17 protein-coding genes and 1 pseudogene are annotated in these 23,949 nt (G+C 24.7%); 16 read left to right on the top strand and 2 right to left on the bottom strand.

What is annotated here, in order from left to right:
- The coding region (locus tag Q0K19_RS01705) for a PHP domain-containing protein (RefSeq protein ID WP_297244907.1) at positions 1 to 533 on the bottom strand (533 nt) is incomplete at its 3' end.
- A gap of 282 nt (positions 534 to 815) precedes the next feature.
- On the opposite strand from Q0K19_RS01705, the gene Q0K19_RS01700 reads away from it, so the two are divergent.
- The 12 genes from Q0K19_RS01700 to Q0K19_RS01645 all read left to right on the top strand — a co-directional run bounded on the left by Q0K19_RS01700 (position 816) and on the right by Q0K19_RS01645 (position 18,257).
- Positions 816 to 1,316 (top strand): chemotaxis protein CheX, encoded by a 501-nt coding sequence (locus Q0K19_RS01700; protein WP_008726787.1) that lies wholly within the window; start codon positions 816 to 818, stop codon positions 1,314 to 1,316.
- A 9-nt stretch (positions 1,317 to 1,325) separates the two neighbouring features.
- A complete protein-coding gene (locus tag Q0K19_RS01695; protein ID WP_297244906.1) occupies positions 1,326 to 2,000 on the top strand; it encodes a peptidoglycan recognition family protein in 675 nt (224 codons plus the stop codon).
- Between the two features lie 24 nt (positions 2,001 to 2,024).
- Positions 2,025 to 3,413, top strand: coding sequence for a hemolysin family protein (locus tag Q0K19_RS01690; RefSeq protein WP_297244905.1), 1,389 nt, complete (start codon positions 2,025 to 2,027; stop codon positions 3,411 to 3,413).
- A 38-nt stretch (positions 3,414 to 3,451) separates the two neighbouring features.
- Positions 3,452 to 4,621, top strand: a complete 1,170-nt coding sequence (locus tag Q0K19_RS01685; RefSeq protein WP_297244904.1) for a CapA family protein — start codon at positions 3,452 to 3,454, stop codon at positions 4,619 to 4,621.
- Between the two features lie 75 nt (positions 4,622 to 4,696).
- A complete protein-coding gene (locus Q0K19_RS01680) occupies positions 4,697 to 7,804 on the top strand; it encodes an Eco57I restriction-modification methylase domain-containing protein (protein ID WP_297244903.1) in 3,108 nt (1,035 codons plus the stop codon).
- A gap of 89 nt (positions 7,805 to 7,893) precedes the next feature.
- A complete protein-coding gene (locus tag Q0K19_RS01675) occupies positions 7,894 to 10,434 on the top strand; it encodes a helicase C-terminal domain-containing protein (protein WP_297244902.1) in 2,541 nt (846 codons plus the stop codon).
- A gap of 115 nt (positions 10,435 to 10,549) precedes the next feature.
- The gene (locus Q0K19_RS01670) at positions 10,550 to 11,752 is read left to right on the top strand and encodes a hypothetical protein (protein ID WP_297244901.1); all 1,203 of its coding nucleotides are present in this window, start codon (positions 10,550 to 10,552) and stop codon (positions 11,750 to 11,752) included.
- Positions 11,753 to 11,783: 31 nt separating this feature from the next.
- The gene (locus tag Q0K19_RS01665; RefSeq protein WP_297244900.1) at positions 11,784 to 12,872 is read left to right on the top strand and encodes an ankyrin repeat domain-containing protein; all 1,089 of its coding nucleotides are present in this window, start codon (positions 11,784 to 11,786) and stop codon (positions 12,870 to 12,872) included.
- Positions 12,873 to 12,979: 107 nt separating this feature from the next.
- On the top strand, positions 12,980 to 13,864 hold the full coding sequence (locus Q0K19_RS01660) for an Rpn family recombination-promoting nuclease/putative transposase (protein WP_297244899.1): 885 nt from the start codon (positions 12,980 to 12,982) through the stop codon (positions 13,862 to 13,864).
- 142 nt (positions 13,865 to 14,006) lie between these two features.
- Complete coding sequence (locus tag Q0K19_RS01655; RefSeq protein ID WP_297244898.1) at positions 14,007 to 15,701, top strand: ankyrin repeat domain-containing protein; 1,695 nt, start codon at positions 14,007 to 14,009, stop codon at positions 15,699 to 15,701.
- A 170-nt stretch (positions 15,702 to 15,871) separates the two neighbouring features.
- The gene (locus Q0K19_RS01650) at positions 15,872 to 17,122 is read left to right on the top strand and encodes a hypothetical protein (RefSeq protein ID WP_297244897.1); all 1,251 of its coding nucleotides are present in this window, start codon (positions 15,872 to 15,874) and stop codon (positions 17,120 to 17,122) included.
- 31 nt (positions 17,123 to 17,153) lie between these two features.
- Positions 17,154 to 18,257: an ankyrin repeat domain-containing protein gene (locus tag Q0K19_RS01645; protein WP_297244896.1), complete on the top strand. Its 1,104-nt coding sequence runs from the start codon at positions 17,154 to 17,156 to the stop codon at positions 18,255 to 18,257.
- Positions 18,258 to 18,270: 13 nt separating this feature from the next.
- On the opposite strand, the gene Q0K19_RS01640 is transcribed toward Q0K19_RS01645, so the two are convergent.
- Complete coding sequence (locus Q0K19_RS01640; RefSeq protein ID WP_297244895.1) at positions 18,271 to 19,044, bottom strand: NADAR family protein; 774 nt, start codon at positions 19,042 to 19,044, stop codon at positions 18,271 to 18,273.
- A 78-nt stretch (positions 19,045 to 19,122) separates the two neighbouring features.
- On the opposite strand from Q0K19_RS01640, the gene Q0K19_RS01635 reads away from it, so the two are divergent.
- From Q0K19_RS01635 to Q0K19_RS01620, 4 genes and pseudogenes are all read left to right on the top strand, one after another.
- On the top strand, positions 19,123 to 20,163 hold the full coding sequence (locus tag Q0K19_RS01635) for an alcohol dehydrogenase (protein ID WP_297244894.1): 1,041 nt from the start codon (positions 19,123 to 19,125) through the stop codon (positions 20,161 to 20,163).
- 81 nt (positions 20,164 to 20,244) lie between these two features.
- Complete coding sequence (locus tag Q0K19_RS01630) at positions 20,245 to 21,429, top strand: cyclic nucleotide-binding domain-containing protein (protein WP_297244893.1); 1,185 nt, start codon at positions 20,245 to 20,247, stop codon at positions 21,427 to 21,429.
- A 110-nt stretch (positions 21,430 to 21,539) separates the two neighbouring features.
- Positions 21,540 to 22,704, top strand: a pseudogene (locus Q0K19_RS01625) (cyclic nucleotide-binding domain-containing protein).
- Between the two features lie 71 nt (positions 22,705 to 22,775).
- The gene (locus Q0K19_RS01620; RefSeq protein WP_297244892.1) at positions 22,776 to 23,930 is read left to right on the top strand and encodes a cyclic nucleotide-binding domain-containing protein; all 1,155 of its coding nucleotides are present in this window, start codon (positions 22,776 to 22,778) and stop codon (positions 23,928 to 23,930) included.
- Positions 23,931 to 23,949 lie beyond the last annotated feature (19 nt).

The raw sequence follows: 23,949 nt of genomic DNA, 5'->3' as shown, positions 1-23,949 counted from the left end.
TTATAATATTCAGCTAATTTTGAAGCCTGTTTATAATCTTTTTTTCTTATAGCAATAGGAATCTCTCCGCCCATACATGCTGATAAACAAATAAGACCTTTATTATATTTTTCTATTAATTCATGATCTACTCTAGGTCTATAATAGAAACCTTCAGTATATCCGAAAGTAACTAATTTACATAGATTATTATAACCTTCTTTATCTTTAGCAAGAAGAACTAAATGCATAGCACTTTTTTCTTCAGAGTTTTCTATCTTTTTATCGAATCTTGTTTTAGGGGCAACATATACTTCACATCCGATAATAGGTATAATACCTTTATCCTTGGCTTCAGAGAAAAATTCCATAGCACCAAACATATTGCCATGATCTGTCATAGCTATGCCTGGCATGCCTAATTCTTTAGCTCTGTCTATTAATCCCGGTATAAGTCTTTTAGTTTTATCCTTTTTAGAATATAAAGACTTAATACGGGCAGCTCCGTCAAGTATTGAATATTGTGTATGTACATGCAAATGAACAAATGACATAATAAACCCCTATTTGATTCTATTATTCTATATTATTTAAGTTAAATAGCAAGTTAAATTTAAAAAATATATAAATAGTTTTTATTTATTCACTATAAATATTTACGGTACTTAATTCATAAAATTGATATATACTATGTAAAATATATATAATTTTTTAGTTTTAAATTTGACAATTTCTCTTTTAGTACTATAATTTTAATTAGATTTATTTTTTAATTGAAATAATACTCGATTATGTTATAATTAAAATATAAAAATAAAATTCAAAAGGAAATAAACATGGCTACAACACCTATAAAATTTATGGACGTTAGATTCATTAACCCATTTATTGTATCTCTAGTATCAATATTCAAAGAGATGGCTGGTCTTACAATGGAAAAAGGTACTTTAGTTAAAGGACAAGGCCGTAAACTTTTCTCCGGATATGGTGTTGCTATAGGAATTGTCGGCGATGTTAATGGACAAGTGCTTTATGAATTTCCTGAAAATTTCTCTCAGCTTCTTACTGAAAATCTTACAGATAAAAAACGCGGAGAGTATGATTCTGAAGATGATTTTGAAGATATGATGAGAAGTGTTATCAATGAAATGGGAAACACTATAAGCGGTCTTGCAATTACTAAATTAGCTGAAGAAGGTATAAGCTGCGATATCACTCCGCCTATACTTTATTTTGGAAAAGAAATACAAATAATTCCTAAAAATTTACAAACTATAATTATTCCTTTCCAATCATCACTTGGATTTGTCAGTGTTAATATTGCTATGGATGCATAATAATATTAAATGATAAAAAACATTATTTATATATCAATTATAATATCTTTATTATTATCATGTACTAATACAGTAAATAATAATATTGTACAAACTAATGATATAGTATTAAAGCCAGATATAAGCGATAAATACAAAATCATTCCTAATGCACTTAGATTACAATTATTATCTGAATATACACAAACACATTATGGAAGCAGACTAATATATTTAGATAATCCTCAAATAATAGTTGTTCATTCTACAGAAACCCCTAATCTTAGTATAGCTGTAAATATATTTAAAAACGACACTTTGATAGGCAGACCTGATATAGAAGCAGGCGGAGAAGTAAATGTAGGAACTCATTTCTTAGTTGATTTTGACGGCACTATATATGCAAATACTCCTATTGAATATATAGCAAGGCATACTGTAGGATTTAATTATACATCTATAAGTATAGAGAATATAGGATATGCTGATAAATTAACAAAAGAACAGTTGGAAGCTAATGTTAAATTAATAAATTATATAAAAAGCAAATATAAAAGCATAAAATACATAATAGCACATTATGAATATAAAGATAAAACTCTGCCTCATTATTCTCTATATAAAGAATTAAATACTAAATATATAAATCCTGGAAAAAGAGATCCAGGTACTAATTTTATGCGGGAATTAAGAAAAAGAATTTAATAAAAGAAATAAGGCTCATTATTTATGGAAATACTACTGGTTTATTTATTAGAAATATTTATAATAATTATTCTTATTATGCTCTCGGCATTATTTTCAGGAAGCGAAACAGCATATACCTCAATTGATGATGTTACTTTAATGCGTTTAGTAAGAGAGAAAAAGATAAAAGAAGAAGATAAAAAATATTTGGAAAAATCAAGTTCTATGATACCTACTCTATTAGTTGGTAATAATATAGTTAATATATCAGCAAGTTCCATTATAACAGTATTTGCCGTAAGGCTTGCTGACATTCTGCCTCATGTATCAACAAATGTGATGGTTACAATATCAACTGCTACAATAACAATACTTATTATTATATTTGGTGAGATACTTCCTAAAGTACTTATGAGAGTTAATGCTGAAAAAGTAATGCCTTATCTCCTATATTTTATGAAATTTTGTCATTTTATATTCAAGCCTATAACATTTTTGATGGATAAAGTAACAACTTTCATAATGAATTATTTTGTACCTAAAAAATTGAGGAATGCTGAAAAAAGAAGTGCATTATCAAGTATGGATGATATAACAACAATAATACATTTGGGACATAAAGAAGGTATAATTAAAGAATCTACTCATGAACTTCTTACAGGTGTAATAGATTTCAGAAATAAAACCGTTGAAGAAATAATGACTCCTCGTGTTGATATGGTATGTATAGAAGCTGAAACAGATGTAAATGAAATTATAAAACTTACTGTAGAATCAGGGCTTTCAAGATTTCCTGTTTATGAGGAAACTGTTGATCATATAATAGGGATTTTTCATACTAGAGCTTTGTTTAAAGAGTATGTTAAAGGCGGCGGAAAAATGAACAAAATCAAAAAGAAAGCCATTGATTATATAATGCTGCCATACTTCGTACCTGAAACTAAGACTATAAGCAGTTTATTTAATGATATGCAAAAGAAAAAACTTCAAATGGTAATTACTATTGATGAATATGGCGGAACTGCCGGACTTGTTACTATGGAAGATATAATAGAAGAGATAATGGGCGACATAGAAGATGAAAGCGATAAAAGAGAAGCTGATGTAATAAGATTCAAAGGAAAAAGAATTATAATAAATGGAAATGCTCCTATAGAAGATGTTAATAAAACTTTAAAATTAGAACTCGAACATGAAGAATATCAGACTATAGCTGGATATGTGATTGATATGCTTGATCATATACCTGAAACAAATGAGCGTTTTATACTTAAAGGCTACAGAGTAAGGATAATGAAAGTTGAAGACAGAAGAATAGTTGAAATGGAATTCACACCTTTAAAATATTCAAGAACAAATGAAAGTGATAATCTTGATTCACAAGATGCAACTGACTCAGAAAAAAATGATTCAGAAATTTTAAATGAATAAGATAATATAAAAAATAATTACTAATTAGGAAAATAATTATGATAAAAAAAATAATCGTTGCTTTAACTTTAATATTACTATCTTCATGTGCTGATAATAATCAGGAACAAGAGAAAAAGCCTCAACCGCCTCAAAGTATTAAATTAGTATTTACAGGCGATATAATGACGCATCCTACTATTGTAGATGCTTTTGAAAGCAATGATGTTTTAATAGATTTGAAAGATTATTTTCAAGGGGATATTGTATTTGCAAATTTAGAATTCGTTGTTAATACAAATAAACCGCCAATGCCTTATCCTGAATTTAATGGCTCATTAGATTATTTGAAATACTTCTTTAATTATTTCAATACTTTTTCAATAGCTAATAATCATGCCTATGATCAGGGGGCTCAAGCTGAAGCTGAAACTGTGGCAGAACTTCATAGAAATAATAAATTAACTTTAGGAGGTTCAACTAATTCCCCTAGCATAGCACCTATCATAACTAATATTAATAATGTGCCTCTTTTTATATCTGCATATACTATGCTTGATAATGGACTAAGTCATAAAACAAATAAAAATGATTATTTCTATTTTATGAATTTCTTCCCTAAACAAGAAGATTTAGTAGAAAAAGTAAAATCTGATTTAGCACTTGCCACAAACAATGAAATAAAAATAATATCTCTTCATTTCGGATTAGAATATACAACTGCTCCTGAAGAAAAAACAAAGGAAACTGCAAGAGCTTTGATAGAAAATGGAGTTGACATAATAGTAGGGCATCATCCTCATGTACCTAGACCAGTAGAAATTTATGAAGGAACTAATCATAGCGGTATTATTATATATTCATTAGGAAACTTCATTGCAAATCATAAAGGAAGATATCCGCATCTTGATATAGGTACAGTTGTATCATTAGAAATAAATGAAAATAAGGAGATAAATTTTTCTTATGTACCGACTTATTATGCCTTCTTTAAGCAGAATGGTTTTGAAGTAGTAATGAAGCCTATAAAAGAAGATCCTAATATTAATATGCCTACTCTAGCAAGCAATTATGTATACAACACCTATGATACTAATGCTATAAAAAAGGGTTATGAACTTATACATGATTTTTATTCGCCTCTTACAAATGAGAGCATAAAGACTATGTTTGCTGACAATATAACTAACAGCGGCATTGTATCTAATAATAGTTTAGCTCATAGATAATTGAAATAATATTAAAAAATATGATATTAATATATTTTGATTTATTAATTAAAACTATATTTTAGAGGGTGTTTTATGAGTTTAGAATATTTAAAAGAAAGATGGTCTAAAGATGAAAATATTTTTAAAAATAAAGAATTAGGCGGATTACAAGATTTCGTAAAAGATGTATTACAGGATAATGAATTATTTAATCTAAAAAAGGGATTAGAATCTACTCCAAATAAAAACCGTAAATATGAATTTACAATAGAAACTTCTAAAGAAGGAAGAAGACCTGATTACGTAATTTTTATAGATGGAATTAATATAGTTATACCTGTAGAAGTAGAAAAATTTGAAAATATAGAAAAAGGAATAGAGCAAGTATTTCAATATCAAAAAGATTGGAATAAAAAATTTGCAATATTAACTGATGGAAATGAATGGAGATTTTACCGTTCTAATAAATATAAATCATTTTATTTATATGATATGCTTTCATCTCCTAAAGATTTTTTGAGTTATTGGAATTCCTACATAAAAGAAGAAAATTATTACATAGACTTATTAAAAATAGACGGAGAAGAAAAATCAGAACAGTTAAATCTCAATAAACAAGAAAATAGATATATATTTTTTGATGATATTACTCAGTTAATAATTAATTTCAAAGGAAAGATGAAAGCAATAGGAAGTTTTAATAATCTACTTGATAATTCAAAAGCAGAAAAACAAGCAGTAGAAACTTCTTATGCTTATTTTATTCAATTTATATTATATAAAGTATTAGTTGATAATGGCTATAAAAAATTCAATGATGAATATAATAAAATGCTAAATAAAATTCAAAAAGCATTATTAGACAAAGATTTTTATTCTATTATAATAAACGAAATAAAAAATATATCTGAATATATTTCAAGCAACATTTACAAACCTTTTGCTGAAGAACAGAAAAGTATAAATAAAAAATTAATTGACAATTTAAAAGGAGAAATTGATATTGATGATATATCTCCTTGGCTTGATATTATAGTATTTATAAATAGATATAATTTTTCAGGGATAAAAAATGAAATATTTGGATTTATTTATGAAAATTATTTGAAAGATTTATATCCAGATAAAAATAAGGGACAATATTTTACAGATCCTGAAGTTGTAAATTTCATGTTAAAAGAAATTGGATATACTGAAGATTATTTAAAAAACGCTTCAGATGATGAAATATCTTTAATAGATGTAAGCTGCGGAGCCGGTACATTTCTTTATAGTGCAGTAGATAGAATAATAAATGCTTTTGATGATGGAAATCTTGATACTTCTAAAAAAATCGAGGAACTTATTGATAAAAATATATTTGGTTTGGATATAGAAGAATTTCCTCTATACCTTGCTGAAATGAATATTCTTATGAGAATGCTTCCTTTGATAGTTAATGATAATTATGAAAATCCTATTGATAATAAACTAAAAATATTTAAAACCAAAGACAGTATAAGTGAGTTTTTAGAAACAGGTATTAATTCTCATTCTGATGAAGAATTAGACTTATTTAGTCATATACAAAAAACAGCATTAGATTATCCTTCATTTATGAGAGACGAGAAAGATTTAGAGGATATGCTTTTATCATTAAAAGGAAATGGAGAACCTAGAAAAAGATTTGATTTTGTTATAGGTAATCCTCCTTATATAGGTTATAATGAATGCTGCCGTCAGGAAATAGAGTTCACTAAACTTATTAAAGATAAAAATGATAATTCAATAACATTAGGAAATGTATATGGAATGAATTTGCATTCTATTCCTAATAATCCTAAAAGATACAGACCTAATCCTAATTTGTATGCTTTTTTTATTGCTTTAGGTATAGCATTATTAAAAGATAATGGAAAATTATGCTATATAATACCGCAAACTATACTCACAGCTGGAGACTTAGATGTTTTGAGATATCATCTATCTAATAATACTAAAATAAAAAGTATAAGAATATTTGAAAATAATGTATTTACAAATAGAGGATTAAAACAAAATAAAGATGTATCAACATCATCGTTAATTTTATTTATAGAAAAAAAAGATATATCTAATAAAAAAAATAAGGTGAAAGTAAGCTATATTAATTCTTCAAATAAAATAAAAAATCAATACATAGAACAACATATTTTAATAGATAATATTAATAATTGGAATTTTATAAAGAAAGATGATATATTTATTAATTTTATTTCAGAATATAATAAAAATTTGAATTCTAATATATATTACGATCATAAACTAGCAAATCAAAATTTCAAAAGTCAGTTTTTTTATGATGGGGGTTATGCTATAGATGAAAAACAAAAATTAAAAGAGAAAGATTTTTATATATATCCTAAAATTAATAATAACTTATATAGCATACAATGTGCTTCAGGATATTGGCCTGATGAAAGAAAAAATTCAAAAGATAAAAATTTTATAGCATTAAGGCAAGGTAATCAGGATTATTATTTTCTAGATTCTACATATAAAGTTATTTGGTCTTATGCTAATCCTAAAAGATTTTTTTATACTGACAAAAAAGTTATATGGGCTAGAAATCAATTTTGTGGTATTGGAAGCAGTAATAGAGAAGAAATATTATATTTATTTTCTCTATTAAATTCTAAAATAAATTTTTTCTTATTAAAAGAATTATTATTTTCTAATAATGAAAAAGATTTGTTACTATCATTGAGCAGTATAAAAGATTTTATAAAAATACCTATTATTACAGATAAAAATTTAAAAATAAAAAAAGAAATAATAAAATATTCAATAGGAATTTTACATATTGAAAAATATCAAATAAAAGACTTTGTTGATTTTAATACTACTAAACAAAAATTTAAAAATGTTACTGTTAATAAAAACAAATTAATTTTGACAGATATAAATGGAAATATAATAGAACAAAAAATTAAAAGAAAATCTGATTTAGTAAAGTCTGTAATTGAAGAAAAATTTAGTACTAATGATGAAATATCATTAAATGAATTAAAATTCTCAGACTGTATAGATAAAGAAGAACAAAATATAATTAAAGATTATATAGATGATTTAGTATTTGCTCTATATTTCAATATAGATATAAAAGAATTAGGCTTATCTAATTCAGAAAAAATAAAAAAATTATGTCAAAAAAATAATTTTTATAGCTACATATACAATTAAATTCTATTTTTAAATTAATAAATTTAATTTTGAATATAATATTAAATCATTGACAAACATTTCAATATATACTATATTATTGTACTAATATGAATAATAATTATGCAAAAGAAATAGACAATGTATTTTCCATAGATGCAATTAATTATATGAGAAAGGCAATAGTAGATGCCTATGGAAATGAAGTATACTTTGGAATAAATTTCAATGCTTACGGAATATTGGATTATATAGAGGTAATGGCTAGAGGTAATAAAGATTCAGTGCCTGCTATAATATCATTATCATTGGAATTTGATGCTGTTATTCATAATCACCCTTCTGGACAGCTCACACCTTCAAGAGCAGACTTAGCAATAGCAAGCGAACTCGGTAATAATGCCGGAGTAGGTTTTTATATAGTCAATAATGATGTTGATGATTATTATGAAGTTGTAAAGCCTATAAAATCAGAGAATGTAAAAACTATAGATGTTCCCGAAGCTTTATATATGTTTACAGAAAACGGTACTTTAAGTCAATTATTAAAAAAGTACGAATACAGACAGGAACAAACTGAACTTGTTGAGGCTACTATAGAAGCATTTAACAATAATAAACATTTAATATCTGAAGCCGGAACGGGAATAGGAAAATCTTTTGCATATTTAATACCTGCTTTATTATGGCTAAAAGAAAATAAAACTAGAATAGTAATTTCTACTAATACTATAAATCTTCAGGAGCAAATTATTTCAAAAGATATACCTTCTATCATAGGAGGAATTGCCCCAAGCGTAAAATATGCTTTGGTAAAAGGAAGAAATAATTATGTATGTATCAAAAAAGTTAAAGAAGGTTTAAATGATCATGATAAATTTGATTTTGAAGAACAGATAAATTTCTTTGAGGATATAGACCATTGGCTTAATATAACAAAAGACGGCTCAATAACAGATTTAGGATATAAACCTAAAGGCGAATTATGGGAAATGGTTTGCTGCGATACGGATACTTGCACTCATAGAAAATGCGAATATTTAGAAGATTGTTATTTTTATAAAATGCGTAAACAGTTAAATGCTGCACAATTATTAATAGTTAATCATCATATACTTTGTGCTGATTTATCACTTTATGCAGAAACAGCAGGAAGATACAGCCTTCTTCCAAGATATACAAAAGTCTTAATTGATGAGGCACATAATTTTGAGAACTCTGCATCAAGTTATTTCGGAGATGAAGGAAGTAAAAACGGAATATTAAAAGCTCTTTTCTATCTTTCAAGAATAAAGAAAAACAAAAGGCTTGGAGTGATAGAAAGTATTAATAATATGCTTAATGAAAAACAAGCATTAATTGAAAAGCATGAATACGATGAAATACTTGATTTAATAAATAAGGCACATGATTTAACTTCAAGAGTAAGAAATGTTGTTGAAGATAAATCAAAAGAATTCATAACTTATTGTCATAAAAATATTCAGACTAAAGAAGGATTAGGTTATAAATTCAGAATAAGTCCTGAACTTGTTATGACTCAGCATTGGCAGAATGAAGGATTAAAAGCATTAAGAGAGATGGTGCTTTCAATGACTTCTCTTGTTAATATATGCGATAAATTATATAAAAAGTTTTTTGATATTGCTATTGAAAAAGATTTTGATTATGAAGAAATAGCTCAAATGTCTAATGCTTATTTAGAAAGACTTAAAAGACAATTAGTTTCATTAAATTCTACAATAGATTACAAAAAAGATGAATATATAAGATGGGTGGAAACAAGACTCACCAAAAAAGGAAATCTCATTCTTAATTGGCATTTAACTCCTGTAACTGTAGCCAAAAATTTAAATGATTTTCTATACTCAAGATTTGATACTGTGGCAATGTACTCTGCTACTTTAACAGTTTCAAAGAGTTTTAATTTCTTTTCTAATAGATTAGGCTTTGATTATATAGAAAAAAATAAAAAAATAGAAATATATTTAGAATCACCATTCAATTATGAGGATAATGCAAGATTATATATAGCAACAGATATGCCTGATGTAGCTGCGGATACATTTAATGACTTCACTTCAAAAGTATTGCTTCAGGTATGCAACATAACAGGAGGAAGAGCTTTTATACTTTTCACTTCTTTTGCATCGCTTATGAATGTATATGAAAACACGTCAGAAAAATTGAAAAGTAAAAATATAAATGCCCTAGCCCAAACAGCTTCAATACATAGACATACTTTGCTTGATATGTTCAAATCATCTTCAAACAATGTACTTTACGGAGTAGATTCATTCTGGGAAGGTGTCGATGTTGCCGGAAAGAATTTGGAAGTTGTTATAATACCTAAGCTGCCTTTTGCTGTTCCTACTGACCCTATAAGTGAAGGAAGATACAGATACATAGAAGAAAATGGAGGAAATGCATTCTTAGATTATGCTCTTCCTTTCGCTGTTATAAAATTCAAACAGGGATTCGGACGCCTTATAAGAAGTAAAGATGACAGAGGTGTTGTATTCGTTCTTGATAAGAGGCTTTATACAAAAACTTACGGCTCTCAATTCATTCAATCTCTTCCTAATGCCAAAATTTTAAGAGGAAGTATGAGAGAAATTTTCAATGATATGAATAATTTTTTTGACTATTAACTTTATTCTCAATATTAAACAATCATAAACATATAAATACTTTACAATTTATAATTATTAAGTTATAATCCATTTTCAAGTATTAATAAGAAATACTCATAAGGGGTTATGAAAAATGTCTGAAAATAAGTTAATTAATCCAAGCAGTAAAAAAATAATATATTTTATATTAGTATTTGTGCTAATGCTAATTTCTTCTCTTCCTACGAATATATATATATTATTATTTGATACTACATACGATCTTGAAAAATTAATTTACAATATGATTTTTAATAGTTTTTATTTTCAAGTTTTTTATTTTTTTTGTTATTCATTTTTATTTAGTATAAACAGCAATTTTGAAAATGTTAATAAAAGAACAATACTAATAACATTTTTATCATTTTTACTTTTATTTTTGCTTAGCATATTTACTTCAGCACCATTAAAAGATGAAATACCTGATATGCTTAATTTTTTTATGTCTAATATAATGATTAATAAAAGTATATTATCTTCTATAATGTTTTTTATTATAATACTTTTAGCTGATAATAATTTTAATATAAAGGATAACACATATAATAGTTTTACTAAGCTAGGAGATATAATTGTATTTTCTACAATAGCTGCAATTATTGCATTTGTATTTTGGGTATTTATTGCTTTTTTATATAATAAATTTATTTTTAGAACTGATATAGCAGCTGATTTTGAATCGTTAATTGAAAAACTTCTTTTTATGTCTATTGTATTTGTTTTTTCTATAATACCTTTTATATTTTTCTTTGTACAAAAGAGATTTAAAACTGTTTTATCAATATATATTTCTCGAGGATTATTATTTTTATATTCATTTTTAATATTTGCTTTATTTTTTGCATTACTATATGAACCTATAAGACCTTTTGACAATACTAAGTCTTTTATAATTTATAATGCATTATTAATTTTATCTGTTCTTACTTTATACTTTATAAGAGCTGACTATAAAGCTGGAGTCATAACAAAAGCAATGTATATAATATTTCCAATATTGGCATTTTTATTTAATATATTGGTATTAAGTGCGAGTATATACAGAGTAATTATTTCTGAAAATAAAATAAATGAAATTTCTATTGCGGTTCTTAATGCTGTAATAGCTATTAATTTAATATATATAATAGTACAAAATATAAAGTCTATAATAAAGATATTTAAAAATAATATTAATATAAATGAAGCAGTGATTGGAAATAATAAAATATACAGTTTTATTTATGTTTATGGTATCTACTCATTTATTTTTTCTTTTATAGCTCCTATGATAATGGTATTTTTAAAAAATAAATAAAAGTTTAATCATTTAAAGAGGTTTATGAATTATGAAAAAGCTAATATTTATTTTATTTTTATTTAGTCTGTATTTATATAGTCAAACGGATAATAAAACTAAAGCTTATGAAAGATTAAGAGAATATGTGAATGAAGGCAATATTAAAGAAGCTGAAAATATTCTTAAACAACATAATGTCAATATTAATAATCTTGATTATGAAGATTTTACATTACTATCATATGCAGTTATGGATGATAATATAGAAATGGCTGAGCTTCTTTTGAAATATAAGGCAGATGTTAATACTGTAGTAAATGATGGAGATACAGCATTGATACTTGCAGTTGATAATAATAATATGGAAATGGTTAAACTTCTTTTAAGTTATGGTGCTGATATTGATTATCAAGGCTTTAGAGGAAGAACTGCATTATTTTGTGCTTTAGAATATAATAGAAAAGAAAATATTGAAATGGTAAAACTCTTAATCAAAAATAAAGCCGATGTCAATATAGCTTATGATGGAGATTATAAAAATGAAAAAACACCTTTAATGTATGCTGCTATGAAAGGCTATAAAGAAACGGTAAAAATTTTGATTGCAAATAAAGCTGATATAAATAAGAGAAATATTTATAAAGCCAATGCTTTGATTTATGCTTATATGTATGGACATGAGGATATAGCAGATATTTTACTTCAAAATGGTTCTGATTCTTTGGATAAAAGTTTGAAAGGTTGTAAGCTTCTTAATAAAGAAACTTTATTTAGTTATAGATTAATAAATGCTGCAGCCTATTCTACCAATGAAGTTTTTTTACAAAATCTTATTGATAATGGTGCAGATGTAAATTATAAAAATTATGATAAGAAAACAGCATTAACAGAAGCAGCTTCTTATAATAATATTAATGCTGTAAAAGTACTTCTTAAAAATAATGCAGATGTTAATGTTCAAAATAGAGGCGGTATGACAGCATTGATGTCGGCTTGTTATAATGGGAATCTAGAAATGACAAAAATGCTTTTAGATGCTGGTGCTGATAAAAGTATAAAAAGAGGTAATCATGATGCATTGTATTATGCTAGAGAATACGGAAAAAATGAAGAAATAATAAAATTACTTACAAAATAGTTATAATCTTTATAAAAAGTGCATGCATATTTTTTATATGTATGCACTTTTTTATTTACAGTTTTTAAAATTTTGACAATTTATTCTTATTTTAGTATAATATATTTATGGAAAAAAAATCAAATATTAAAAAAATAAAATATTTTAATCCTTTGAACGATTATTTTATACGTTACCTTTTCACAGATAAGGGAAGCAGTGAGTCTATACTTTTGGACTTTATCAATTCTATAATGCTTAATGCTAATATGAAGACTTTCCGTTCTGTTGAAATTTTAACACCTTTTAATTTAAAAAAGAATAGAAATTTGAAAGAAACCATAGTTGATGTAAAATGTATTACCCAAAACGGTTCAGTTGTTATAATAGAGATTCAGCTTCAAGGTAATTCAAGATTCCCGGAAAGAATACTTTATTATTGGGCGGCTAACTATAGTAAGTTATTGAAGCATGGAGAAAGATATGATGAGCTTACACCTGTAATAAGTATTAATCTATTAAATTTCAATTTAGATAAAACTAAAAATATACATTCTTGTTATATGCTTTATGAAATGAATAATAAAAAACTTCTTACAGATCATTTACAAATACATATAATAGAATTAAAAAAATTCAAGAAAAACATATTAACTAAAGACTTAAATTGTTGGTTAAAAATGTTTACAAGCAAAAATTTGGAGGCTTCTATGTCTGAAATAGTAAAAGAAAAACCTATAATGGAAGAAGTGCAGAAAAAATATAATAATTTTGTAAAAAGCAAATTAATGATGATGGAATATGAGAAAAAAGAGGCTTATTTATATGGTAATCAAATAATGCTTGATGAAGAAAGAAGATTAGGAATTGAAGAAGGGATTAAAAAAGGAAAAGAAGAAGGTATTAAAGAAAATCAAATATTAACAGCTAAAAATATGAAAAAAGAAAATATAGATATTAATATTATAAGTAAAATAACAGGACTTAGTATAAAAGAAATAGAAAAACTATAATAAAAATAAATATAAATTTATAATAAAAAAGTGTATGCATTATATGTATGCACTTTTTTATTCTTGAAATATTACATAATTGAAATTTTAATTATTCTAATTTATAATGCCTAAAAATAACAATACATACAGAGGGTTTACTATGAAAAATTTTATTTCTATAATTGCATCATTTATTTTAATTACTGCTATAATTTCATGCGGAGGCGGAAATAAAGGGACAAATCAATCAGAACAAAATACTCAAACTAATCAAACTCAAACAAATGAACAAGTACATATCAATCCAACAACTACAAATGAAAATCATAATACAGATATTGATATTAATGCTAATAAAACTAAATATACTAATGAATATATTCAAGGTACAGAGTTAGATCCTATGCCTACAGGATATAGCAAAATAGATGAAATACTTAATGAATATAAATATAAAGCACCAATATATGAAATATCAAAATTATTAGCAGAGGAAGGACTAGAAGGAAAAATCACTGAATATACAAATTTTAGTGATAAATATATATATAAAGTAAATAAAGATTCTACTCCTTTATTTTTGGCAGTACAATTCGGATATAATGATTTGGCAAAAGAGCTAATAAAAGAAGGTGCTGATGTTAATGCCAGAGCAAACGATATGGAAACAGAAGATGGTATTGATATGCTTTATTATGCTGTTGAAAATAATAATGTTGAAATGAGTAAAATATTAATTGATGAAGGAGTTGATGCAGGCAGAGAATATGGTTATGAATATCCTTATTATTTAACAGATATTGCTATTAGAAACAATAATCTTGATATGCTTAAAATACTTGTAGAAAGCGGAGATATTGATTTGGAATCAAGCTTAATTCCTGATGCCATAGAAGAAAATAATATAGAAATGGTTAAATATTTAATATCTATAGGACAAGATGTAAATGCTCAAATATTTGCAGATGGATTTTGGATTAACTCTCCTATGAAAGTAGCTGCTGAAAATGGTAATATAGAAATAGCTAAACTTTTAATTGATGAAGGAGCAAATTTAAACTCAAGCGATGATTATATAGGGCCAGCTATTGATTATGGTAATTATGATATAGCTAAATTATTAATAGATAATGATGTTTTTAATCTTAATACTAATACAACTAAAGAACAAGCTATAGAATTAGCAAAAGATCAAAAATATTATGAAATAGAAAAATTATTATCAAGCGAAGATTCAAACAATATAGATGGATATGATGAATTAATGAATGCTGTATCAAAAGGCGATATGAAAGCATTAGAAAAACTTATAAAAGATGATACTGATTTAAATAAACAATATGATAAGATTACGCCTCTTGGTTTAGCTGCTGCTAGAAATGATAAAGAGATGGTTAAATTTCTAGTAGAGAAAGGTGCTGATATAAATTTAGAAGATGGATACGGATATACTCCTTTAATAATAGCAATGAAGTATCGTAATATTGGTTTAGCTAAAGATATTATTGATTTGAAGCCTGATTTAAATGCTATATGTTCAGCAACAGGAGATACTCCTTTAACATATTTAGTAAATGCCAACAAGTACAGCGGTGTAGCAGATCTTTGTTATTATATGATAAAAAATGGTGCTGATATAAATAAAAAGAATAAGGAAGGAAATACTCCATTAATGATTGCAGCTGCAAGTTATAATTATGCTATTGTGGGAGTTCTTGTAAATATGGGAGCTGATTATAATATTAAAAACAAAGAAGGAAAAACAGCCATTGATATTGCTTCAGCTAGAGATGATAGTTCAGCGCTTCATCACATGACTAATCCAAGCGATTTAGAACATTATCTTAGTTATTAATAAATAATAAAAAAGTGTATGCATTATATATGTATGCACTTTTTTATTTTCTGTTTAAAAATTTTTAGTATATATAATTTATAAAATATAACTATTTTAACAATTTACAATTATAAATTATAATCAATTTCTTAGTATTAATAAAAAATACCTATAAGGGGTTATGAAAAATGTCTGAAAATAAGCTTATGAATTTGAGCAGTAAAAAAAGATTATATCATATATTAGTATTTACCATAATAATAATATCTTCTCTTCCTATAAGTATACAAATATTATTATATGATATTGATCATAATGCTGACAATTTCTATTCAACAATTATTATTAATAGTTTTTATTATCAAGTATTTTACTTTTTTTCTTATTCATTTTTATTTATTATAGATAGTAATTTAGAAAATATTAATAAAAGAACAATACTAATAATATTTTTGTCATTTTTACTTTTATTTTTGCTTGGCATATTTACTTCAGCACCATTAAAAGATGAAATACCTGCTATGCTTGAATTTTTTAAATCTAATATAATGATTAATAAAAGTATATTATCTTCTATAATCTTTTTTATTATAATAGTTTTATCTGATAACAATTTTAATATAAAGAATAATACATATAATAGTTTTACTAAATTAGGAGATATAATACTGTTTTCTGTAGCATCAGAAATTTTATTAGCAACAATATTATTCTTAATTATTAAATTGGTAGAATTGGTAGAATTGCTAGAATTTTTGGCAATTATGGTATTATTATTTTTTGGTTTAATGTTATCTGTTTTTTCTGAAGAACATGGAAATACCTTAGCCTCAAAACTGATTTTGATTTTTATTGTATATTTATCTACTTTAATACCGTTTATATTTTTCTTTGTGCAAAAGAGATTCAAAACTGTTTTATCAATATATATTTCTCGAGGATTATTATTTTTATATTCATTTTTAATATTTGTTTCATTTTTTGCCTTACTATATGAACCTATAAGACCTTTTGACAATACTAAGTCTTTTATAATTTATAATGTATTATTAATTTTATCTATTATTACTTTATACTTTATAAGAGCAGATTATAAAGCTGGAGTAATAACAAAGGCAATGTATATAATATTTCCAGTACTAGCATTATTATTTAATATATTAGTATTAGGAGCAAGCATATACAGAGTAATTATTTCTGAAAATAAAATAAATGAAATTTCTATTGCAGTTCTTAATATAATAATAGCTGTTAATTTAGTATATATTATAATACAAAATATAAAGTCTATAATAAAGATATTAAAAAACAATATCAATATAAATGAGGCAGTAATTGGAAATAATAAAATATATAGCTTCATTTATATTTATGGTATTTATTCATTTATTTTTTCTTTTATAGCTCCTATTGTAATGGTATTTTTAAAAGATAAATAAAAGTTTAATAATTTAAAGAGGTTTATGAATTATGAAAAAGTTAATATTTATTTTATTTTTATTTAGTTTATACTTATACGCTCAAAATAATGATAATAATAAAAGCAAAGTTTCTGAAAAATTAATAGATTATGTTAATGAAGGTAACGTTAAAGAAGCTGAAAATATTCTTAAGAAATATAATGATTATGTAAACAATCGTAATTATGAGGGATTTACATTGTTATCGCTTGCAGTTATACGTAATAATATAGAAATGGCTGAGCTTCTTTTGAAATATAAAGCAGATGTTAATGCTAATGTAGATCTTGGAGATAGCGTATTAATAGGTGCAGTTGATAATAAAAATATGGAAATGGTTAAACTACTTTTAAGTTATGGTGCTGATATTGATTATAAGGGATTTAGAGGAAGGACAGCATTATTTTCTTCTTTAAACAAAGGCGGTGAGAATAAAGAAAATATTGAAATGGTAAAACTCTTAATAAAAAATAAAGCAGATGTTAATATAGCTTATGATGGAGATTATGGAAATGAAGAAACACCTTTAATGTATGCTGCTATGAAAGGCTATAAAGAAACTGTAAAAATATTAATTGAAAATAAAGCCGATATAAATAAAAGAAATATTTATAATGCAAATGCTTTGCTCTATGCTTATATGTATGGACATGAGGATATAGCAGATATTTTACTTAAAAATGGTTCTGATTCCTTGGATAAAAGTTTGAAAGTTTGTAATCTTAATAAAGAAACTTTGCTTAGTTATGATGTTCCATTAATAACTGCTGCAGTGTATTCTACTAATGAAGTTTTTTTACAAAAGCTTATTGATAATGGTGCAAATGTAAATTATAAAAATTATGATGAAAAAACCGCATTGATAGAAGCAGCTTCTTATAATAATATCAATGCTGTGAAAGTGCTTATTAAAAATAATGCTGATCTTAATGTTCAAAATAAACAGGGCAAAACTGCATTAATGTGGGCTTGTCATAGCGGAAATTTAGAAATGACAAAAATGCTTTTAGATGCTGGTGCTGATAAAAGTATAAAAAGAGGTAATTATGATGCATTGTATTATGCCAGAGAATACGGAAAAAATGAAGAAATAATAAAACTTCTTACACAATAATAATATTGATTTTTTAATCTTTATATAAAAATTTACTCCAATCTACAAAATCATAATTTTTGTATACTCTTTTTATTTCATCTCTTGCTTCCATTAAAGCAAAGCCTAATAAATTTTCTCCTTTCCAGCAAAAAGGATTTTCTATATTCTCATCATTATACTTCATTTTTATTCCCCATACTTTATCATAGGGACTTGCTTCAACTAATACTTTGTTTTTTGTACTTAATAAAAAATTTCTTAAATCAATGTTTTGTGAAAATTTATAATAATTACCTGTAAATACTATTTTGTATTTCATTTTATCCCACAATTCATCATTGAAATTTTTAACTTTTCTTCCAAGTTCTTTTATAGCTTTCGGCTGATTAGTATTCAAAATTTCATTAGCAATATCTTTATCATCAAATAATAATGCCTTATTGTACATCATATATTTTTCCATACAATTAAATACTAAATCATTTTCTTTAAAATCTTTAATATACCATTGACTTAATGATGATTTAGTAACTTCTTTTTTATCATTAGTATGCCCGTAGAAAAATAAGAAGTCAATTTTCTTTCCAGCATTAAAATCTCTTCTAAGTTTTTCTAAAGAATATTTTTGCTCCCCTACCCCATTCATTAAATTATTATCATAAAAACCTTTAAATATTATAGGCTCTTCAAAAAGTTTCTTATATTCTTCTTTGTCATCATTTGAAAGTTTATTAAAATAATTACTAAACACTTTATTATAAGAACTCTTGTTTACAAACCATATAGGAGGCATTATATTTTGCATAAAAAATCCTTGTAAAAGTTTTGTAAAAGTATATCATTATATTATTTGAATATCAACTATTATAAATTAGGAATGAATATGAAAGGCTTAGTATATTTAGGAAATAAGAAAATAGAATTAAAAGAAATAGAAAATCCAAAAATTATAGATAACAAAGATGTAATAGTAAAAGTTACATTATCTAGTATATTCACAAGTGATTTTCATATAATAAACGGAGCAGTACCAAGAGCAAAGGAAAATATTGTGCTTGGACATGAATTCGTAGGTGAAATTATAGAAACAGGAAGCGAAGTCAAGAAATTAAAGAAAGGCGACAGAGTATCAGGAAACTGCATAACTTTCTGCGGAGAATGCTATTATTGTAAGAATGGATTTATTAATAATTGCGAAAAAGGCGGTTGGGAAATAGGATGCCGTATAAATGGCTGTCAGGCTGAATATATAAGAGTACCTTATGCAGATATGTCATTGAATATACTTCCAGAAAATGTAACTTATGATAATGCATTATTTGTAGGTGATATTTTGGCAAGCGGATATTTCGGTGCTGAGCTTTGCGAAATAAAAAATGATGATACTGTTACTGTTATAGGTTCAGGACCTGTGGGGCTTTGTGCTATGATGAGTGCAAAAGTTTTTGGAGCTAAAAAAATAATAGCTATTGATATAAATGAGGATAGATTAAATATTGCAAAAGAAAATAAATTAGCCGACTTTTTTATAAATCCTAATAAAGTAACAAATATAGAAGAATACATAAAAGATATAAATAAAGGCAGACTTTCTGACGGCACTATAGAAGCAGCAGGCGGAGAAAATACATTTGAATTAGCTTGGAAGATAGCAAGACCTAATTCTGTAGTAGCATTGGTTGCAATGTATGAAAAACCTCAAATATTACCGTTAAATATAATGTATGGAAAAAATTTAATATTCAAAACAGGCGGAGTTGATGCTGTTCATAGTGATAGAATTCTTAAATTGATATCCGAAAAAAAATTAAACACTGATTTTCTTATCACCCATAGAGTAAAATTAGATGATATATTAAAAGGTTATGAAATATTTGATAAGAAGCAGAATAACTGTATAAAAGTTGCTGTAGAATACAATTAATATTATTTAATAAAAAAGATTTTATTATTGTTATATACAAATTATATAGTATAATATATATAAAAAATTTAGGGTATTATTATGATTGACTTTAATGTAGTTAAATTTAAAAAAGATTCCGCAATATTTGTTGCAGGTGAAAATGCAAGAGAAGTATTTTATATAATCAAAGAAGGTGTTGTAATAGATAAAAATTATGTTGTAGAAAATACTAATTTTGAATTTACTTCAGGAGATATAATAGGTATTGTTCCTGCTATACTTTTAGAACCTTATTATTCAACTGCAATTGCGGTAACAGATGTACAATTAGTAGAGATACATGCTAAAGATATATACAATATAGAAGATATAAAAATAATAGAAAAAATATATCAATATTTAATAAAATTTATGGAAATATGGTTGGGTAAATATTTTTATAAATTATCAGAATCTTTAAATATAGGAAGCTATAAAGAAAATGATGCACTTGAAATAGCAAATATTTATAATGATAATGGATATAAATCAGCTGCCCTTTATATGTACAAAAAAATCATAGAAATGTTCCCTAATGAAGATCATACAGTAATAAACGAAAAAATAAATGAAATAGAAAGCAGCTATAAAATAAAACCTCCATTGGAAATAAATTCTAATTTACAAGAATATAAAAAAGGTACATGTATATTTTCAGAATTAGAAAATAATACGGATCTATATGTAATAAGAGATGGAAAAGTTGGAGTATATAGTGTATTTGATGGAAGAATTATTACTAGAATAATATTTAAAAGCGGAAACATCATAGGTTATAAGCCTATACTTGGAAATAAATTATTGCTTACAACATGCATAGTATTAGAAGATACAATATTGCAGATTGTAAATAAAGAAGATTTTTTAAGATTAGCTTCTAATAATACAAAACTTCAATATCATCTTGTTAATATAATGGCAAGAAGAACATACAATACAATAATAAAAAGCTATAGTATAACAATAAAGAACCCTATTGGAAAATTTTATAGTATGGTATATTCATTTGTAAAAACAGAATTATTATTTGATAAGAATATTGATTTTATAGAACTGCCCTACACTCTTCATGATATATGCACTATGGTTGGTATAGAAAATATAGATTATATAAAATCAGAAATGAATAAAATTAAAGTAATATTATTCTCAGGCAATGAAAAAATAATAATACCAAATATACAAAATTTCTTCAAAGAGTATGATATGTATAGAAAAAGAAATTCAACTCCTAATATATCTTAATAATTCTAAAACTAATTATATTTTTTCATAATAATTATTTGACATAACTGCATTTTATAATATAATATTTGGTCTTGATTTATTTTAGTAAAAAATATAATGGGATCTTTATGGAAAAATATGATACAATTAAATTTAATAAAAATGATATTATTATCAAAGCTGGAGATCAGCCATCAGAATATTTTTATATATTAATGAGCGGTAAAACTATATCATATTATGAATTTCATAAAGAGTATAAACATGAAAGTAAAAAAGGAAGTATATTAGGATTAATATCCGCTATTATAAAGGAACCTTATTTTTCAACTATAGAAGCCGTGGAAGATTCAGAACTTCTAAAAATAAAAATTGATAGTATAATCAATATCAAAGATGAAAATCTGCTTACAAAAATATATAATTATTTGTACTTTATTTTGGAAACTTGGCTTAGTAAATATTATACAATATTAGCTGTAAATAAAGTAGATTTATATAATAAAGATGATATTGTAACTATGGCAAATATTTATAAGAATAATGGATATATAGATGCCAGTTATAAATTATGCTCAAAATATGTAGAACTTTTTCCTGAAGATGAGGATGTAACTAAAATTAAAAACTTTATGGAAGACATGGAGAATATAAAATATACTAAAGAAATAGAGCATATAGAAAATAATACATACAAATTTCCAAAAGGATATTGTATATATCCAGAAATACATTCAAGCGACCATATATATAATAAAATCAGGTAAAGTTGGTATATATAGCATAGTTAATTCCAAACAGATAATTAGAAATATTTATACAGAAGAGTATATAATAAATGGATATAACCCTACACTGGAATATAAACCATTATTAACAACTGCTATAGTTCTAGAAGACTCTGTAATTGATATAATAAGTAAAGAACAGTTAATAGAAATGATATATAATGATAAATCATTAAGAATTAATTTTATAAAAATGATATCTATAAAAGTAAATAATGCTGTTCTAAAACTCAAAGCAATTAAAAAAGATGAATTAAATATTAAGTTAATAATTATCATATACTCTATGCTGAAAATGCATACTTTATATCATAAAGATGCTGTAAAATTAACATTACTTTATAGTATAGAAGATATAAAAGATATGCTTAATATAGATATTGATAATAAAAAAGTTCATGCTGCATTAAAAAATATTAAATATATAACATTAGACAATAACTATAATATTAGAGTAACAAATATAGAAAATTATTGCAAAGAATACAAAAATTATATAATATAACCTTTTATAGTTGACATAATTTTTCTAAGTATTATAATTTTTAAATAAATAATATTAAAGAATATATATTTATGAAAAAATACAGATTAGTAAAATATAAAAAAGGCGACACTATATTAAAAAATTCCCAAATTTCTAAAGACTGTTTCTATATAATTACAAAAGGAAGTATAAGGTCCTATAATAATTTTTACAATAATACATATAAAATGGGTAATATCATAGGTTTAATAGCATCCATAACAAAGGAACCATATTACTCCACTATAGAAGCTATAGAAGATACTGAATTATGGGAAATAAAAATAGAAAATATAAATAAAATTAATAATAAACACTTAATAAACAAAATATCCAATTATTTATCATTTGTACTCGAAATTTGGCTTAGTAAATATTATAGTCTTATAATTAAAAATAAAATAGATCTATACAATAAAGAAGATATACTTACTATGGCATCAATTTATAAAGATAATGGCTTCATAGATGCAAGTTATAAATTATGCTTATCATATATTAATATGTTTGAGAATGATTATCATGTTCATAATATTGAAGATGTAAAAAAATTTATGAAAACTTTAAGCAAATCAAAAGAACCAGAACATATAGAAAATAATTCCTATAAAATGTATAAAGGATATTGTATATATACTGAGTTAGAAGCGACTGATCATATTTATTATATAAGGTCTGGAAGAATTGGAATATACAATATAGCAGATTCTAGTTATATTACTAGAATGATATATCCTGCACATTTTGTTATTGATGACTATGCCCCTACACTTGAATATAAAACTCTATTTACAACTGCTATAGTTTTGGAAGATTCTATTGTAGAAATTCTAACCAAAGAAGAATTAGTAAAAAAACTTCATGATAATGCCGAATTAAGATTTAGAATGATAAAAATGACTTCTATGAAAGTTATAAGTACAATATTAAAGATTAAATCCATAAATAAAACTGAATTAAAAGATAAATTGATAGTATTAATATATGCAATTCTCAAAATAGAAACTTTATTTTCTGAAAAAACATATATAAAACTATACTATAAAATAGAAGATATAAAAAATATGATGCATGATGATATAGATATTAATGATATACAAAATGCTTTAAAAAATATAGAATATTTAGAAACTGACTGTTTTAATAATATTATTATTACAGATTCATGTAAATATTTTAAAGAATATGAAAGTTATACAAAGTAACTTTAATATAAATAATAAA

The organism is uncultured Brachyspira sp. (assembly GCF_944393015.1).
Lineage (GTDB): Bacteria > Spirochaetota > Brachyspiria > Brachyspirales > Brachyspiraceae > Brachyspira.
This window is presented reverse-complemented; position numbering and strand designations above follow the sequence as displayed.

Bases quoted from the DNA above. Each gene is read 5' to 3' on its own strand.
- Q0K19_RS01700 (WP_008726787.1), top strand. From the start codon at position 816: ATGGCTACAACACCTATAAAATTTATGGACGTTAGATTCATTAACCCA.
- Q0K19_RS01695 (WP_297244906.1), top strand. From the start codon at position 1,326: ATGATAAAAAACATTATTTATATATCAATTATAATATCTTTATTATTA.
- Q0K19_RS01690 (WP_297244905.1), top strand. From the start codon at position 2,025: ATGGAAATACTACTGGTTTATTTATTAGAAATATTTATAATAATTATT.
- Q0K19_RS01685 (WP_297244904.1), top strand. From the start codon at position 3,452: ATGATAAAAAAAATAATCGTTGCTTTAACTTTAATATTACTATCTTCA.
- Q0K19_RS01680 (WP_297244903.1), top strand. From the start codon at position 4,697: ATGAGTTTAGAATATTTAAAAGAAAGATGGTCTAAAGATGAAAATATT.
- Q0K19_RS01675 (WP_297244902.1), top strand. From the start codon at position 7,894: ATGAATAATAATTATGCAAAAGAAATAGACAATGTATTTTCCATAGAT.
- Q0K19_RS01670 (WP_297244901.1), top strand. From the start codon at position 10,550: ATGTCTGAAAATAAGTTAATTAATCCAAGCAGTAAAAAAATAATATAT.
- Q0K19_RS01665 (WP_297244900.1), top strand. From the start codon at position 11,784: ATGAAAAAGCTAATATTTATTTTATTTTTATTTAGTCTGTATTTATAT.
- Q0K19_RS01660 (WP_297244899.1), top strand. From the start codon at position 12,980: ATGGAAAAAAAATCAAATATTAAAAAAATAAAATATTTTAATCCTTTG.
- Q0K19_RS01655 (WP_297244898.1), top strand. From the start codon at position 14,007: ATGAAAAATTTTATTTCTATAATTGCATCATTTATTTTAATTACTGCT.
- Q0K19_RS01650 (WP_297244897.1), top strand. From the start codon at position 15,872: ATGTCTGAAAATAAGCTTATGAATTTGAGCAGTAAAAAAAGATTATAT.
- Q0K19_RS01645 (WP_297244896.1), top strand. From the start codon at position 17,154: ATGAAAAAGTTAATATTTATTTTATTTTTATTTAGTTTATACTTATAC.
- Q0K19_RS01640 (WP_297244895.1), bottom strand. From the start codon at position 19,044: ATGCAAAATATAATGCCTCCTATATGGTTTGTAAACAAGAGTTCTTAT.
- Q0K19_RS01635 (WP_297244894.1), top strand. From the start codon at position 19,123: ATGAAAGGCTTAGTATATTTAGGAAATAAGAAAATAGAATTAAAAGAA.
- Q0K19_RS01630 (WP_297244893.1), top strand. From the start codon at position 20,245: ATGATTGACTTTAATGTAGTTAAATTTAAAAAAGATTCCGCAATATTT.
- Q0K19_RS01620 (WP_297244892.1), top strand. From the start codon at position 22,776: ATGAAAAAATACAGATTAGTAAAATATAAAAAAGGCGACACTATATTA.